Source organism: Anoxybacillus mongoliensis, from assembly GCF_014201515.1.
GTDB lineage: Bacteria > Bacillota > Bacilli > Bacillales > Anoxybacillaceae > Anoxybacillus > Anoxybacillus mongoliensis.
This window is the reverse complement of the sequence record NZ_JACHEQ010000021.1, coordinates 1-16697: the sequence shown is the minus strand read 5'-3', so window position 1 is coordinate 16697 and position 16697 is coordinate 1. Positions and strand designations below refer to the sequence as shown.

The following is a 16697-nucleotide window of genomic DNA, read 5'->3' as shown; positions in this document are numbered from 1 at the left end:
TACTTCTACCTCTCCTTCTTCATAGTTTTCCTTTAACATATTAACAAAAGAAAAACGATTTTGTCCTTGACAAAATCGTTTTTCAACAGTCTGAAGCCCGGCTTTTATTCCGGGCTTTTTACTTTGTTAGCGCTCCATAAGCGACATGCGCGCATTTAAAATTTGATTCGGGCTTTTTAATTGAAAACATCCTGCTCCATCGACAACATCAATCGTCATTTGTTCATCAAAGAAAATGAGCCGATGCTTCTCCATCCAAATCGGCATATCGTTTGTTTCAATCGCTACATCATGTTCGTCTAATTGATCGACAAGCAGTAACATAGGCACTCCGTTTACGGCACATCCGCAATCATCTGTATCGTATGTCAGCTTGACGTGCTTATTTCCACGAACACGATGAAGCTGTTCGATCACTCGTTTTGTTATCGTAATTTTCACCATTTACACCTCACTTACTTTTTTAAAAACGCTTGTTTTCCGATTTTTTCGATAAGCGATGGGAATAGTTGATACATACGACTTCCCATATGCATCCAAACCGGTAAATTCACTTCGCGCGTTGGCGTAAGCATCGCATCAACGACTCGCTTTGCGACAAATTCCGGGCGAAGCATCCAACGTTTTACGTTTTTCACATATTCCCCAGACGTATCAGCAACGGTAAAAAAGTTTGTTTCGATCGGTCCAGGATTGACAGCCGTCACATAAATGCCATACATCGATGCTTCCATCCGCAAACTATTTGTAAAACCGAGTACCGCATGTTTTGTGGCAGCATATACGCTTGACTTTGGTGTCGCAATTTTTCCTGCTTGTGATGCGATGTTAATAATATGACCGGATCGTTTTTTCATCATATGTGTGTACACTTTTTTTGTACATGCGATCAGTCCGAGCACGTTGACATTAAACATTTGTTTCACTTCCGAGAGATCGATATGCTCGACATATCGAAATACACCGAACCCAGCATTATTAACGAGAATATCGATATCGACAGACGCAAGCAAGCGATCGAATACAGCGTCTACTTCTTTTTCGTTACTAACATCTAACTGTTCATATAAGCAAGAGATGCCGTACGTTTGTTCAATATGTTGCGCAATTTGCGCCAACTTTTCTTTTGAGCGAGCGAGCAATATCGGTATTCCTCCACGCTTAGCTACTTCGTATGCAATTTGTTCGCCAATGCCGCTCGACGCTCCTGTAATAACGACGTATTTCCCTGCTAACTTCATGATCTCACCACTTCGTACATATATATTTGATCGTCTTTTTCTTTTTTCACTGCCCCAATTGCCTCTAAATAATCAAGCTGACCAATCGTTTCCGACATCGTCAATAAAAATTCACGTTCATATACGGTTGGAAAAAGCGCTCGGCATACGTCAAATGCCGTCATTGGTTTTTCGCTCAACAATTGCCATACGTGTTGGGCACGCTCTTTTTGTTTTTCAAGCCGCTTTGCGATAAGCGGTGCGACATCCGTCACATCTTCTCCGTGTCCTGTAACAATTGTTGTAATGTCGTAATTCAATAATTTTTTCAATGAATCGTTATATTGCAAAAGTGGTTTTGGACGCTCTTGTTCCCCGATCGCAGGCGGTTCTAACAACGGATTCGATGAAATCGTTGCTAGTAAATGATCCCCCCCGATCATCAGACCGTCCGCTTCCCGATATAAAACAATATGACTTTGTGCGTGTCCCGGTGTTTCAATGACCGTCCAACCTTCAATCATATCCCCTTCTTTTACTTCTTGGGTGAGCGAGCGCTCGCACGAAAAACGGAGAGAACGCCGAAAGTTCCCAAGTTTCGCTATGCCTTCTTCACCGATGCCACACTCGATTAAAAATTGCTCGAAATATTGCTGATGCCACGCAAAAAAAGCAGCATCTTTCGCAATCCAAGGTGCAGCTTTGCGATGGCCGATAACGGGAAGCGACGGCGGTAAATAATCGAGTAAACCGACGTGATCTGGATGGTGATGTGTAATGATGACTTGCTCAATATCCTCCGGTTCATAACCGAGTTCGCGTAATTCACGAACGAAGACACGCCATGCTTCTTCCGTTTTCACCCCAGCATCAATAAGCGTTAAACGGTCTCCTTTGACAATATACATATTCACATCGCCAACGGCAAATGGCGTTGGGACGACAATGCGATGCAATTGTTCCATTTTTCCGACTCCTTCATTATATCATCATAACTTTTCGTTTCGTCTGTTTATCAGTTTACACTTATTTTTTTCGTTTGTCATTTGTTTTTATTTATTTATTAAAAAATTCAGAAAATAAAACTTTATAACCTATTGACAACAAGCTTGTTTTTCATGCATAATTGCAAACAAATCATATATACATGAAGCGATGAATAGGGCCAGTACATGATAAACGGTAAAAGAGAGTGAAACCCATCGGCTGAAAGGTTTCATTACCCTCTTTATCATGGAACCTACCCTATGAGCTGTTAGGCAAACCTAACCGTCTGGCCGACGATACCGGCATAAGAGGTGGGCACATTGTGCCAACAAAGGTGGTACCGCGGAAATCAAGACCTTTCCGTCCTTTATCGGACGAAAGGTCTTTTTATTTTGGAGACGAGGAGGAGAATAGATGAGTAAAGAAATAACGGTGACGTTTCTCGGTGCAGGGTCGATGGCAGAAGCGCTTATTTCGGGGGTCACACAAACGTTATATAAGCCAGAGCAAATGATCGTAACGAATCGGGCGCGCATGGAACGGCTGACATATATGAAACAAACATACGGAGTAAGAATCGAAACAAATAAAGAAAAAGCAGTGAAAGAAGCTCATATCGTTATTTTGGCGATGAAACCAAAAGACGTGGCGGAAAGTCTTATGCCAATCGCGCACGCTTTTTGCGAACAACAGCTTATTATTTCATTGCTTGCAGGAGTGACGACGGATACAATTACATCGCTCATCGGGAAAAAAATCCCTGTTATTCGCGCCATGCCAAATACATCGGCAGCAATCGGACAATCCGCCACAGCGCTAGCACAAGGTGCCTATGCAACGGATAAACATATCCACATGGCAAAAGAGCTATTTGAAACGGTCGGGATCGTCACAATTGTTGATGAAAAGCATTTACATGCAGTGACAGGATTATCAGGTAGCGGACCAGCTTACGTTTATTATTTAGTTGAAGCGATGGAAAAAGCAGCCGATGAAATCGGGCTTGATCGCGATATTGCGAAAGAGCTTATTTTACAGACGATTATCGGTGCTGCCCATATGTTAAAAGCAACAAACAAACATCCGTCTGTTTTGCGCAAAGAAGTCACAAGCCCAGGCGGAACGACAGAAGCAGGCATCGGCGTGCTTGAGCGCTATCGCTATCAAGAAGCGATGATTGCTTGCATTAAGCGGGCGACGGAACGATCAAAAGAACTTGGTGAAGCACTACTTTCTTCTGTTCAATAGTGCAAGTTGTTTTTCTTTTCCAAATACCCATGGTATCATTTGTTATGAAACATACTATGGGAGGGAGTAGACATGTTATTTTCACCATATACGATTCGAGATGTTACCTTGAAAAACCGCATTGTGATGTCGCCGATGTGCATGTATGCATGCGATCGTGAAGACGGAACAGTTCACAACTGGCATCTTATTCATTATGCAACGCGCGCTGTCGGGCAAGTCGGACTTATTATTGTTGAAGCGACAGCAGTAACAAAACAAGGAAGAATTTCAGCTCGCGATTTAGGCATTTGGGATGACGACCATATCGATGGATTGCGTACACTTACTTCGCTCGTTCATGAACAAGGCGCCAAAATCGGCATTCAGCTTGCTCATGCGGGACGAAAAGCGACGGTTGCTGGAGAAATCTTCGCTCCATCCCCTATTCCGTTCGATGACACGATGCGTACGCCAAAAGAGATGACGAAAATCGATATTGAAGAAACGATTCATGCGTTTCAACAAGGTGCGCGTCGCGCCAAGGAAGCTAGATTTGATGTCATCGAAATTCACGCCGCGCACGGCTATCTCATTAACGAGTTTTTATCACCGCTCACAAACAAACGAACAGATGAATACGGTGGAGAAAACCGTTACCGCTTTTTAAGTGAAGTGATTGAAGCGGTAAAAGAAGTATGGGACGGACCGTTGTTTGTCCGCATTTCTGCTTCTGACTACCATCCGGACGGCTTAAAGGTAAACGACTACATCGAATATGCAAAACGAATGAAAGCACAAGGTGTTGATTTGATCGATGTGAGCTCTGGCGCTGTCGTTCCAGCAAAAATTCAAGTATATCCAGGCTATCAAGTGCCGTTTGCTGAAACAATTCGCCGTGAAGCAGACGTCGCCACTGGTGCTGTCGGACTCATTACGTCTGGCTTACAAGCGGAAGAAATTTTACGCAACGGCCGCGCCGATTTGATTTTTATCGGTCGCGAGCTTCTTCGCAACCCATATTGGCCAAAAACAGCGGCAAACGAACTTGGTATATCGCTTGAAGCGCCAAAGCCGTATATCAGAGGATGGTAAAACACGACAAAGGATGTCCAATGCAGTGGACATCCTTTTATATGTCAAAATAATAGTGGGCGTGAAGTTGACAACCCGGGTTAAACGCAGCATCGCAATGTGGACACCGATAATCGCTCATCATATATTGTTCAATTGTCAGTTCCGTTTGACAAACGCCACATAAGACAGCTTTTTCATGAAAACGTTCTTTCGGCCATACCGCATGGTTGCCACAACCATGTTCTTCATGACAGTGCACGCACGGGAAATACGTTTGACAACAAAAAAACTTTATAGCGATAACATCGCGTTCACTATGATAATGGGCACATCTCGTTTGTTTGTCGATGACATTTCCTTTGACTTCGATCATCCCTCATCATTCCCTTTTCTTATAATCGGAAATGACGAAAAATCAAAGGCAAGCGCGACATTCGGAAAAATTGTTTTTGCCTCTTCTACAAGCTGATCACACATGTTTCCTTGATAACGAGAGCTAATATGTGTCAAAATGAGTTGCTTCACTTCCGCTCGTTTCGCTACTTCCGCTGCTTGCAACGTCGTTGAATGATAGTAATCGTGCGCTAAATGGGCTTCCTCTGCGCTAAATGTCGCCTCATGGACAAGCACGTCCGCTCGTTTTGCTAGTTCAACACTTGCCTCACAATAACGCGTATCTCCCATAATCGCAACAATGCGTCCTTTTTTCGGTGGGGCTACAAAGTTTCGTCCATCAATGACAGTTCCATCATCTAATGTGACAAGCTCCCCTCGCTTAATTTGTTGATAAATCGAACCAGGCTTCACACCAAGTGCGCGCAACTCGTCAACGAGCAATGTACCCGGTAAATCTTTTTCGACAATTCGAAAACCGTACGAAGGCAAACCGTGATCAAGCAATTTTGCTGTAACAATAAACTGTTCGTCTTGAAATACGACACCTTCTGTAAACTCCTCAATATGTAGCTCATATTTGAGTCGCGTGCCGCTGACCGTTAATGCGGTTTCGATAAACGAACGAATACCTGCTGGACCGTAAACAAAAAGTGGTGTTTCTCCCCCTTGAAACGAACGGCTACCAAGCAGTCCAGGTAAACCAAAAATGTGGTCTCCATGTAAGTGCGTAATAAAAATACGTTCAATGCGTCGCGGGCGAATAGACGTATGTAAAATTTGATGTTGCGTTGCTTCTCCACAATCGAATAACCATGTCGCCCCTCTTTCTTCTAACAACTGGAGGGCAATGGCTGATACGTTTCTACCTTTTGATGGGACACCAGAGCCTGTCCCTAAAAACAATAACTCCACGCTACAAACTCCTCTCTGTTCTTTAATCAGATAAAACATTTGCGTTTACCACAATAAACCTCTAAAATTACATTATCATGAACCTTTCAAAAAATGAATAAAAGTGAGGTATATGGTCCGTGAATGACGTACAACCAAAAGCGACGATTGTAATTTTTGGCGCGACTGGCGACTTAGCAAAACGTAAACTATTCCCGTCTATTTATAAACTTTATCAAAAAGGAAAGCTTGATGAACAGTTTGCGGTTGTTGGCGTTGCCCGTCGTCCGCATACAGACGAATCGTTTCGCCACTACGTAAAAGAAACAATTGAAGAAGCGACGAAACAAGAATTAATAGATGAAAAATTTATTTCTCATTTTTACTATCATTCACTAGATGCGACAAATACACAATCATACAAACAATTAAACGAACTATTAACACACGTCGAAGAACAATTTTACATCCCAGGTAACCGTATTTTTTATTTAGCGATGGCGCCTGAGTTTTTCGGAACGATTACATCGCATTTAAAATCGGAAGGACTGACGACAACGAACGGCTGGACGCGATTAGTGATTGAAAAACCGTTCGGTCATGATTTACGAAGCGCGCAAAAACTAAATGAAGAAATCCGTCAATCGTTTTCCGAGGAACAAATTTTTCGGATTGATCATTATCTTGGAAAAGAAATGGTGCAAAACATTGAAGTCATTCGCTTTGCAAACGCCATTTTTGAACCGCTTTGGAACAACCGTTTCATCGCTAATATTCAAATTACATCAAGCGAAACACTCGGTGTAGAAGACCGTGGGCGCTATTACGACCACTCCGGTGCACTGCGCGATATGGTGCAAAACCATATGCTGCAAATGGTTGCGCTTTTAGCGATGGAGCCTCCGATTAAGTTGACGACAGACGATATTCGCAGCGAAAAAGTGAAAGTGTTGCGCGCCCTTCGTCCAATGACGCACGATGACGTCGAGACATATTTCGTGCGTGGGCAATACGGACGCGGCATCGTGCGCGGGCAACAAGTCGTCGGGTATCGTGAAGAACATAACGTCGATCCAAACTCCAATACGGAAACGTTTGTCGCAGGGAAATTAATGATCGACAACTTCCGCTGGGCAGGTGTACCATTTTACATACGAACAGGAAAACGAATGACGGAAAAATCAACGAAAATCGTTGTACAATTTAAAGATGTACCGATGAACTTATATTATCGCACAAGCGAACACGTTCATCCGAATTTGCTCGTCATTCATATCCAACCAGATGAAGGCATTACCCTTCATTTAAATGCGAAAAAAAGCGGCGAAAGCATGAAAACGACGCCGATTAAGCTCGATTACTGCAACAATTGCATCGACGGCATTAATACGCCAGAAGCGTATGAGAAATTGTTATATGACTGCATGCGCGGCGATGCGACAAACTTTACGCATTGGGATGAAGTCGCTGCCTCATGGAGCTTCATCGACCCGATTTCGGAAGTGTGGGCAAACACGAAAGCTACGGACTTTCCGAACTACGAAGCTGGCTCGATGGGACCGAAAAAGGCAGATGAACTATTGCAAAAAGACGGCTTCCATTGGTGGCCACTAAACGGAACAATGTAAGGAGGAAACAAAGATGAAGCTATACGATGTCACCGCTCCCATTTTCGAAGGGATGCCTGTGTATAAAAATAAACCGGAAAAACAACCGAAGCGAACGACCGTCACGAACGATTACGTCACTGAATCGCGCATCGACATGGATGTGCATACAGGCACGCACATTGATGCGCCGCTCCATATGGTAAAAAACGGAGAAACGTTTGAAACGATTCCGCTTGAAAAACTTGTCGGCTACTGCAAAGTATTAGACTTGACAAATGTCAATGATCGCATTACAAGAGAAGATCTCATTCATTTTGATATTCAAGAAAACGATTTTATTTTATTTAAAACAAAAAACTCATTTGACGACGCTTTTAACTTTGAATTTATTTACGTTGCTGAAGATGCGGCAACATATTTAGCCGAAAAACGCATTCGCGGCGTCGGCATTGACGCGCTCGGCGTCGAACGAAACCAAGCGGGACATCCAACACATAAAACGTTGTTCGGTCACGGTATTATCGTCATCGAAGGACTTCGGCTAAAAGACGTTCCAGCAGGAGAATATTGGATGGTCGCTGCTCCCCTCAAACTCGTCGGCACCGACGCCGCCCCAGCGCGTGTATTGTTGTTTGAACAATAAACAATCCCCCTCATGATGAGGGGGATTGTTTATTGTTCAAAGTGTTGAAAAAGTGAGGCGTCAAGAAAATAGACACGTAAAATCGAGAAAAACTTTAAAACCCTACTACCGCACTTCGTTTGGTGGCCTCTTGAGAAGGAGAACGGTTTGGTAAACCCTTCCCCTCCTCAAGAGGAAAGATGTCCCTTATATCGTGACTTTGTGGAGAGAAGAGTTCACTGCTTTTTGCCTTGCTGATACATCTTCTCATATGCCATCGGAGACATGTACTCGTTAGCGGAATGAATTCGCTCGGCATGATAAAAACACTCAATATATTCAAAAATCCGATGTTTGGTCTCTTCCCTTGTTGCAAAGGTCTCGTGAAAAATCAGTTCCTTTTTGATGATGCTGTGAAACGATTCCGCACATGCGTTATCATAGCAGTTTCCTTTTCGACTCATGCTGGTTTGCATTCCGTACTGTCGTAAGATGATTTGATACTCGTTCGATGCATATTGGCTCCCTTGATCCGAATGGTGAATCAGACCTGGTTGAGGCTTTCTCTCGTCGATGGCTCGGTTTAAGCTTTGATCACTAACTCTTTTGTCATTCGCTCGGAAAGACACCAGCCAACGATTTTACGAGAAAACAAATCCATGACCGAAGCTAAATACAGCCAGCCTTCTTTCGTCCAAATATACGTGATATCCGCCACCCATACTTGATTCGGCTCATCTGCTTCAAACTGCTGATTCAATAAGTTAGGATACACAGGCAAATGATGCTTCGAGTTTGTGGTTGCCTTATATTTTTTCTTACCCGTGGTGCTAGTTGAGCGCTAGCGCTCAACTAGCTCGAGTGTTACAAGCGAATACACCAACAATATGCCATCTAGTGCCACTTCAAACCCTGAAATCGAATTCGCACGAATTTCTGTCATACGATACTGGTCAACGAGGACGGAGAACACCGTTTCGATCACTTTACGTTTTTGTTTGAGCCATTTCTCCCATGATTCAGATGGGCGGTGTTTCTGATTTTTGCGAGATGGAGTCCAAAAAGCGATTTGGTACTCTTCATACAACTTTTTTTGCCATTCGCTACTGATGAATCCTTTGTCACCCAAGTTATAGGGATGAGGAATTTGAGTCATGACGGTTTCAGCTGCGGTTCGATCGTGACAGGACGCCCCCGTTACCACGTATCCCATAGGTAGTCCTTGGTCTGTCACTTGAAGATGAAACTTAAACCCATAGTACCACTGCTTTTTCGACGCACAAAGCCCGATGTCGGCGATCCCTTGGAATCGTTTGACACGGTACATTCTTGCGGCATGGCACAAATCGATTGGCATGCTATCTACTACCGCATAGGCATGGTGTTGACCACGTTTCGCTCGTTCATGACGAATCCATTTGACTGCAAAGCGCAGCGCTCGGCAACGGCGATTGTATCGAGAACGTTAGAGAAAATGTCCATCCGTGAACAAGTTCCCAGTAACAAAGCGATGCCACGCACGTTCGGAAGAGAAGCCAAGCAACTTTCCTAAAAGATGAATGGCCATGATCACCGCGTCTTCTTGTTTCACTAAATGACGATTGCGACGTTGAAGATAGCATTGAATTTGTGACAGCTGGGCAGAAACAAAAAAGAAAATGGCTACGTATTGTTTTTGAATTTTCGCTTTGTCTGTTGTAAAGTGAAAGTGCTCTTGCATGAGGATTCTCCTTTCGAATGTTTGGTCGCACTTTCATTCTACAGGAGATCCACAAGCAAGGGTTATTTTTTTGCTTACTCGATTTTATCTAGCACCACAGGTTTTTTCTTTGTTTTTGAACGAATATCACCATCTTTCATGATTCTGGCGACCGTTTTTTGAGATACCTTAACCCCTTCTTTCTGAAGGATTTTTGTGATTTTTGGACTGCCATACGTTTCTCTTGACTCGATATGAATCTTTTTGATTTGCTTTTTCAATGCTTCCTGTCTTTTCTTTTGTTGACTTTCTGGTCGTTTGACCCATGCATAGTATCCACTTCTTGAAACGCCTAAGACTTCACACATCTTCGCCACGCGAAACTCCTTTCTATGCGTATGAATAAATGCATAAATGACTTCTGGTTTTTGGCGAAGATGCTCATGGCCTTTTTTAAGATCGCGTTTTCCTCCTCCAGATCCCGAATACGTTTTTGAAGTTCACGCTTTTCACGATCTTCTGGCTTGAGGTTCCCACTCCCGACAAAGCTATGCTCAGCATCTTTTTTATAATCTGCTACCCATTTATGAAGCGTTTTTGGCGAAATATCGAGTTGTCTTGCGGTTTGAGCGACCGCTTTTCTTTCCTCAACCACTAATTTTACTGCATGTATTTTGAATTCTTTATCAAAACGTCTTGTCATTATAGACACTCCCTATGATTGATGGATTTACTATACATTTCTCTATTCGTTGTGTCTATAATCTAGACTAACATCACTTCTCCAAACATCGTCTACATCCGTATCCCTCGTTTATCTTTGAGCGCGTATCGTTTTTTATCTCGTTTTTCCGCCAATGTGCGGTCGATATCCTCCAACACCTGTTGAAGCAGTTGACCATATTCTTTTTGCATATGCCGAAACAATAACTGTTCAATGTCTTTCCATGTGACTCCATCTGTGATATAATCCTGCATGGGCTCCACTCCTTTCTTTGGTTATTTTTTCGCACTTACTACCTTACAGGAGGAGAGCCCATTTTTCATCTATTTTGCTTACATATCGGACAGGTTCCTGATTATACCAAATCAGGAACCTGTCTTTTTTTCTCCCACAAACATTTTACTCATACCTGAAATGTGCTGGATTGACGGGTAAGCTTTTTAAGCATCGGGCATAGGAATAAACTAGGTGCCACGACCAATGCCATTCCGAGAAATGGGAATCCAGGTGAATACAAGTACAAGTATCCACTGACAAGTGTTAAAACCCCAGTGGTTAAACTCATGGCAAGTGATGCGTAGAGTCCATGAGCTGAAGGAATTTTGTCCTTACTAATATATTGATTAACAAAAGTCATGAATGCAAAGTGCGTGAGACCAAATGTTAAAGCGTGCAACGGTTGAGAAAACACAAAAACCAGTAGATTCTCAAAAAAATAGACACTTGACCAACGGATAATTGATGCAATCCCGGCCAATAGAAACATAGTCGCTACATCGAACTTAGTGAATACTCGATTTGAAATGTAAAAGAACCCGATTTCAGCTAAGACAGCCAAAACAAAGATTCCACCAATATAAACACTATTGATTCCTATGTGTTTAAGATAAATAACTCCGTAATTATAGTAGGTAGCATGGGAACCTTGTAAAACCATACTCAGGAGTAAACATATTAAAAATGATTTTGATTTCAGTAATTCAAAGGAACCTCCTGACCGTTGAGAAAGCTTAACTCTTAAGCTTGATGGAGATCGAATTAATGATAGGATTAAAATGAATAGATTACCGAGTAAAAACAAATAGATAATATTGTTCGCATTTTTTGAGGCTACCCATCCTGTTAACACTGATGAGAGAATAAAACCGAACGATCCCCATAATCTGCATTTTCCATAGTCAATCCCATTTTCTTCTTTTGATAGAATGGAGGCCTTTGTCTCGTTGATAGGTAACAACATGGGATAGATGAGGCTGAAAAAGACCATTACTAACATAAGCCCTGCCAAATTATTAAAAGGCAAAAAACATACTAGGATGATTAGAGATAAAAAAGCGACTATAAGCGAAACGTGTGATAACCAATACCTTTTGCACAAGGCAGGAAAAATGTACGAAGTTGAAAAAGCTCTTACTAGTAATCCGATGGATATCACGATCCCTGCTTGTTGAGCAGTTAACCCTTTTGTAATCAGCCAAACGGTCCAGTACGGTAAGAAAATCCCCCAGGTGAAGAAAAATACAAAAAAGTTTGTGGATAACCATGTTTGTTTCATAACACTTCCCCTTATGTCAATACATTTTTTTTCGTTTTCTGAATGGTTTCAATAAGTTGTAGGGACAGTTCAAAAGCCTTTCTTTCTGAATCCGGATGATAGTTATCGGAGAAGGGATTAGCGAACCCGTGCTGTCCTTTAAACAACTCGACTTTTATCCCTGATTTACAGGATAATTGCTCGACGAGCCAGTTAACATTAAATGACTTTTCGTGCTCAGAAAACAGTAATAGTACGGGTAGTTTTGGGAATAAATTGAGATAGTCTCTAATCCGTGATCCATAGTAACCTATGGCCGCATCTCCTATGCCATAATGTTCGCAACATAACCAAGCTACGGTTGCACCGACGCTATACCCCCAGAACACAATGGTTTTGTATCGAGACTTTAAGGAATCTACTAAATTTAAAACTTGTTTTTTCGCTTTTCCAAATCCAATTTCATTTTTGAAATATTGGTAAGCATCTGCCTCATCATCATAATGAAAATGATCTCGATTTAATAAATTGGGGCAGTATACGTCATACCCTTTAGCGGCAACCATTTGAGCTACGTGTTTCATATGATCGTTAATCCCATAGATTTCATGTATCAGGATGACAGCAACATCAGAATAATTACAGTGTTTTAACATGATATGACAAACTCCTTATCCTTATAATTAAAGATAGAGGGGGTGTCGCGCTCCCCCTCAGTATAGGAAGTTAGTATTTGATCGGCATTGTAACAATACCATGAAAGGTAGGGTTAGGCGTCCATTCAGGTCTTTCAAGATTATATAAAGGTGTAATGTGAGAAAAACGTTGAATAACTTCTTTTAAAATTTCGGCGATTTCTACGCGAGCAAATGCTGCAGCAATGCATGCATGATAACCACCACCAAAACCAATATGCTGTTTACCTGTCCGATTGATATCAAATTTTTCTGGATTTTCAAAAACGCGTTCATCACGACCAGCGGAACCGAGGAAGAAATAGACCGAATCTCCTTCACGAATAAGTTGGTTATGAATAGTAATATCTTGGGCAGCGTGTCTTGTTATGTATTGAATTGGTCCTTCAAGTCGCATAGTCTCATCCAAGACCTTAGGAATTAGAGACAGATCTTTTTTGAGTTCATCAAATACTTTTGGATGTTTGAACAATAGATGCAACGTATTACTTAACATGAACTGCGGAATTTTATGTCCACCAAAAATTAGATGAATGGTTTGTGCGATAAGTTCATCGTCACATAATTCTCCTTCCTCACTCGGATTATCTGAGATTAAACGGCTTAACAAATCGTTGCGTTTTTTGATGCGTCTTTCAGCAATTGCTTCTGAAAGAAACATGTACATTTCTTTCATACTTTTTTTGGTTTGATCGCTGATATCTTTGTCAGGGACGTGGGAAACAACAAAGTTTTGCATAAATTGAGCAATGTCATCTGACCAACGGATAAAACGTTCAACCTCTTCACCTGGAATACCAAGCATTTTACAAAGTACCAACGCCGGAATTGGATGAGCAACTTCAGAAACGAAGTCAAACTCGTTCGAATGTTTTTCAACCACTTGATCTAAAACTGATGTTACAATTTTCTTGATTTCAGGAGTGATAGCCTCAATCTCTTCTTTCCAAAAGGCACGGTTCATGTATTTTCTTAAACGTGTATGGATTGGACGGTCGTTATAAATCATCCATGTGGATATAATGTCGATGATCTCCTTAAAGTGCTTGTCTTCGCCTTCAGGGAGATTTTTCATTTTGTGCCAAATTAGTGGGCTAGTGATAAAGGTGTCTCCCTGCAAATATTTTGTGATGTCATCATATCTTGTTATAAACCACGAACGCATTTCTTCATTCCAATAAACTGGAGCATTATCTCTTAATCTCTTGTAATAGTTGTAACGATTATGCAAATAATCATCACTGTAAACACTAAATTGTTCTATATACATCCAAATTGACATTTTAACCTCTGATTTACGCAGTACACCCGATGCGACGCAACACCTCATCCGGGTGTTGTAGAACGTACTGTTCAAAGCGAGTAATGGATTGGGCAATATCGTTTTGATCCTTGTGAAAAACGTTGGCAATCACTTCATCTTTCAACCACTTCCACAGCCGTTCAATCGGGTTCAACTGTGGGGAATACGGTGGCAAAAAGATGAAATGAAAAGCATCGCCTTCCTCGCCATCAAGAAAGGCTTGCACCATCTTGGCATGATGAATGCGTGCGTTGTCCAACACAAGCACGAGGAATCGGTCCGTATATTTCTCTTTCAATCGGCGCAAAAATTCGAGGAACGTTTCGGCATTGGCGGATGATGCGCGATGAAATACAACATCGCCTTGTTGAACATCGACGGCGCCAAAAATAGAAACGTGGGCGTGGTGACCATAGCTTGGCACTTGTTTTTGATTCCCTACTTCTGCCCATGTCGTACGAAGCGCTTGATACGCACGAACATGCGTTTCGTCCACATAAAACATAGTGACGTTCTCGGTGATTAGTTTTTTTTTATAAATTCGAGTTCTTTTTGAAAAGCAGCTTGATGTTCTGGATTCCCTTTCACAAGCTTATACGTCGGACGTGTCCATGACAAACGAAGACGATGCAATAACTTACGAATGCCTTCACGTGACATCGAAACGCCATAGGTATGTTGGATGTAAGATTGTAAAATACGCGTGTTCCATGATGAAGCAATGCCCCAGCCAGCATCCACAGGTGTAGTAGTTAACACGAGTTGTCTGATTTCTTGTTGTTGTTCTTCCGTCAGAAATGGCACACGACCAGGCGGCAACCGACGATCGAGTAAATGATCGAGCCCTCCTTCATTAAACCGTGCAACGTAGAGGGCAACAGATTGACGGCACAGATTGACCATTTTGGCCACATCTTTGCCAAGATGACCTTCCATGACGAGACGAACAGCGGTCACCCGAACGCGAAGCGAAGCATCTTTGATTTTCCGTTCTTGTTTCCGAAGTGTTCGAGGCGTCCAATCGTGATCATTTGTGATTTTCAGACGTTTCATGTCCTTTCCGCTCCTTTTACACATGAGTATTTAGGAGCAGTATAGCCATGAAAAAAGGTGTTCATACAGAAGTCATGGTTTTAAGGTGCATGTATATAGCTGTCTCATGTTAGTGTCTGAACCTCTGTTTTTGTGGTTATCAAAAAATAGAAAATTAAATATTCTTTTAATATAATCATCTATTCTGATTTCAAATTTGAGGTTTATATCATTTTTCAGAAAACATATCTTTGTAATTTGGATTAATATTGCTAGTTTCAAGCTGCTATGTAATGGTAATTGTATTTTGCTGTAGTAAGGCTTTGCTGGATTTATATAAAATTCTAAGGAATCAATAAATTCAATAACAATTTTATTTAATGCATATCTTTCCCTAGATATTTGGCCAGATAAAAAATCTTCCAAGAAATTATCTTTGATTTCATTGAAAAGACAATTGATTATTCTCTCTAAATTATCAATATTCTTATAATTAGGGTTAGATGTTATACCTTCTAATATTAACGAAAGTATAGTATTTGAGTTTAAAATATTAGCAAATTGATTTCTACTAAAGAAACCCACCATGTCTTTTATATCGTAGATGGCATTAGAGATATCATCTGCGAGTTCAATTATATATTCTTCAATAACAGGTTGATTGTAAGTCTGGAGAATTTTATTTACAAAAATAGATGACTCCTGATAATATCCCTTAATTAAATTCGCTTCTTCTTCCCTTTTAAGAGGTATTACATTTTTATGTTTAAGAAGCGCGGCTACAGTTCTTAATGTAACATTATGAGATTCTTCAGTTACAATTCTTATTGTTTGAGCATTGGATTCAAATCCCCCAAAGCATTTCATTATATTATCAAGACTTCTTTCGGCACTATGACCAAAAGGAAGATGTCCTATATCATGCGCAAAGGTTGCCGCATGAATAAGATTTAAATCAATAGTTGGTAAATCATTTTTTAACAAATGATTGTTTACTCTTTCAGTAATTATTTCTGCGATTTCGTTGACTTCCAAAGAATGAATCAATCTATTCCGTAAATTATGGTTATGAGGAAATGGAATAAGTTGTGTTTTAGTATGTAAAATACGAAAGTATAGTGATCTTAGTATTCGTTGGTAATCGCATCTAAACTCTGAAATCGAAATCTTTTCTTGTTCTGGTGAAAATCTGCTTTTGTCATATTTTTTATACATTAACCTCTCCCACTCTACAAAAATAGTTTTCTGAATAAATAGTAAAAACCCAAGAGGATAGGTTTCTATTAATGTTTCACGAGTGAAAACCTATCCTCTTGGGTTGATGTCTTCGATACTATATGTACAACTTATAAATAGGTATATGAATCCCGTCCATATCCCTTCATCTTTCTTAATTACTGAATAAAATGGACTTAGATTCACTTTCACTCGTAGTCCAGCAATTTAAGGTTGCCGGGTAGAAACTCTCAGACCATATTTCTGAGGATATACGAGCAAGTTTTTATTAAAATATTCATTTTTATTAATAATTATATAGATTGTAAAAATTTATGTCAACAAAAAATGGAATTATAACCCGTGGTACTATACACATCCAAATTGACACCTTAACCTCTGGTTCATGTAGTACACTCGGAGGCTTGTCACCTCTTCGTTTTGTTTGAGGCGTTGTGAATGTTA

17 protein-coding genes, 3 pseudogenes and 1 riboswitch are annotated in these 16697 nt (G+C 41.0%); of the genes and pseudogenes, 4 read left to right on the top strand and 16 right to left on the bottom strand.

The genetic code is table 11. The features are described from left to right. Nucleotides 1-126: 126 nt before the first annotated feature. The 3 genes from HNR43_RS13655 to HNR43_RS13645 are packed head-to-tail and all read right to left on the bottom strand — an operon-like array spanning nucleotide 127 to nucleotide 2185. On the bottom strand, nucleotides 127-444 hold the full coding sequence (locus HNR43_RS13655) for an iron-sulfur cluster biosynthesis family protein (RefSeq protein ID WP_183244639.1): 318 nt from the start codon (nucleotides 442-444) through the stop codon (nucleotides 127-129). 11 nt (nucleotides 445-455) lie between these two features. Further along, a complete protein-coding gene (locus HNR43_RS13650; RefSeq protein ID WP_183244638.1) occupies nucleotides 456-1241 on the bottom strand; it encodes an SDR family NAD(P)-dependent oxidoreductase in 786 nt (261 codons plus the stop codon). Further along, nucleotides 1238-2185, bottom strand: coding sequence for an MBL fold metallo-hydrolase (locus tag HNR43_RS13645; protein WP_183244636.1), 948 nt, complete (start codon nucleotides 2183-2185; stop codon nucleotides 1238-1240). Before HNR43_RS13645 ends, HNR43_RS13650 begins: the two co-directional genes overlap by 4 nt. 436 nt (nucleotides 2186-2621) lie before the next feature. On the opposite strand from HNR43_RS13645, the gene proI reads away from it, so the two are divergent. Together proI and namA are read left to right on the top strand one after the other, a co-directional pair. Continuing rightward, nucleotides 2622-3455: a pyrroline-5-carboxylate reductase ProI gene (gene proI / locus HNR43_RS13640; protein ID WP_171335160.1), complete on the top strand. Its 834-nt coding sequence runs from the start codon at nucleotides 2622-2624 to the stop codon at nucleotides 3453-3455. A gap of 72 nt (nucleotides 3456-3527) precedes the next feature. After that, nucleotides 3528-4529, top strand: coding sequence for an NADPH dehydrogenase NamA (gene namA / locus HNR43_RS13635; RefSeq protein ID WP_171335161.1), 1002 nt, complete (start codon nucleotides 3528-3530; stop codon nucleotides 4527-4529). A gap of 37 nt (nucleotides 4530-4566) precedes the next feature. On the opposite strand, the gene HNR43_RS13630 is transcribed toward namA, so the two are convergent. Both HNR43_RS13630 and rnz read right to left on the bottom strand, forming a co-directional pair. Beyond that, entirely contained in the window at nucleotides 4567-4884 is a 318-nt protein-coding gene (locus HNR43_RS13630) for a CHY zinc finger protein (RefSeq protein ID WP_171335190.1), read from the bottom strand. After that, the gene (rnz, locus tag HNR43_RS13625) at nucleotides 4881-5819 is read right to left on the bottom strand and encodes a ribonuclease Z (protein ID WP_183244634.1); all 939 of its coding nucleotides are present in this window, start codon (nucleotides 5817-5819) and stop codon (nucleotides 4881-4883) included. Before rnz ends, HNR43_RS13630 begins: the two co-directional genes overlap by 4 nt. A 119-nt stretch (nucleotides 5820-5938) precedes the next feature. Here rnz and zwf point away from each other — a divergent pair, with 119 nt between their 5' ends. Beyond that, nucleotides 5939-7426, top strand: coding sequence for a glucose-6-phosphate dehydrogenase (zwf, locus tag HNR43_RS13620; protein ID WP_183244632.1), 1488 nt, complete (start codon nucleotides 5939-5941; stop codon nucleotides 7424-7426). Between the two features lie 13 nt (nucleotides 7427-7439). Beyond that, nucleotides 7440-8051, top strand: a complete 612-nt coding sequence (locus HNR43_RS13615) for a cyclase family protein (protein ID WP_183244630.1) — start codon at nucleotides 7440-7442, stop codon at nucleotides 8049-8051. Between the two features lie 215 nt (nucleotides 8052-8266). Here the strand turns inward: HNR43_RS13615 and HNR43_RS14370 are convergent, their stop codons facing one another. From HNR43_RS14370 to dgt, 11 genes and pseudogenes are all read right to left on the bottom strand, one after another. Then, complete coding sequence (locus HNR43_RS14370; protein WP_221248318.1) at nucleotides 8267-8494, bottom strand: IS3 family transposase; 228 nt, start codon at nucleotides 8492-8494, stop codon at nucleotides 8267-8269. Nucleotides 8495-8533: 39 nt separating this feature from the next. Beyond that, a pseudogene (locus tag HNR43_RS14365) lies at nucleotides 8534-8748 on the bottom strand (transposase); the annotation flags it as partial. A 123-nt stretch (nucleotides 8749-8871) separates the two neighbouring features. After that, a pseudogene (locus HNR43_RS13600) lies at nucleotides 8872-9750 on the bottom strand (IS982 family transposase). 101 nt (nucleotides 9751-9851) lie between these two features. After that, nucleotides 9852-10432, bottom strand: a pseudogene (locus HNR43_RS14360) (IS3 family transposase); the annotation flags it as partial. Nucleotides 10433-10524: 92 nt separating this feature from the next. Continuing rightward, nucleotides 10525-10707, bottom strand: a complete 183-nt coding sequence (locus HNR43_RS13585) for a UPF0236 family transposase-like protein (RefSeq protein ID WP_246346339.1) — start codon at nucleotides 10705-10707, stop codon at nucleotides 10525-10527. 149 nt (nucleotides 10708-10856) lie between these two features. Beyond that, nucleotides 10857-12008 carry a 3-phenylpropionate MFS transporter gene (locus HNR43_RS13580; protein WP_216367550.1) on the bottom strand — a complete coding sequence of 384 codons (1152 nt, stop codon included), beginning with the start codon at nucleotides 12006-12008 and terminating at the stop codon, nucleotides 10857-10859. A gap of 11 nt (nucleotides 12009-12019) precedes the next feature. After that, entirely contained in the window at nucleotides 12020-12643 is a 624-nt protein-coding gene (locus HNR43_RS13575; RefSeq protein WP_171335169.1) for a dienelactone hydrolase family protein, read from the bottom strand. A gap of 70 nt (nucleotides 12644-12713) precedes the next feature. After that, nucleotides 12714-13964, bottom strand: a complete 1251-nt coding sequence (locus HNR43_RS13570; RefSeq protein ID WP_246346338.1) for a cytochrome P450 — start codon at nucleotides 13962-13964, stop codon at nucleotides 12714-12716. A gap of 13 nt (nucleotides 13965-13977) precedes the next feature. Then, complete coding sequence (locus HNR43_RS13565; protein WP_171335173.1) at nucleotides 13978-14490, bottom strand: IS630 family transposase; 513 nt, start codon at nucleotides 14488-14490, stop codon at nucleotides 13978-13980. Between the two features lie 17 nt (nucleotides 14491-14507). Beyond that, entirely contained in the window at nucleotides 14508-15038 is a 531-nt protein-coding gene (locus HNR43_RS13560; RefSeq protein ID WP_183244624.1) for a helix-turn-helix domain-containing protein, read from the bottom strand. Nucleotides 15039-15110: 72 nt separating this feature from the next. Then, nucleotides 15111-16232 carry a dGTP triphosphohydrolase gene (gene dgt, locus HNR43_RS13555; protein ID WP_183244622.1) on the bottom strand — a complete coding sequence of 374 codons (1122 nt, stop codon included), beginning with the start codon at nucleotides 16230-16232 and terminating at the stop codon, nucleotides 15111-15113. 196 nt (nucleotides 16233-16428) lie between these two features. After that, nucleotides 16429-16530, bottom strand: a riboswitch (purine riboswitch). Between the last annotated feature and the right edge of the window lie 167 nt (nucleotides 16531-16697).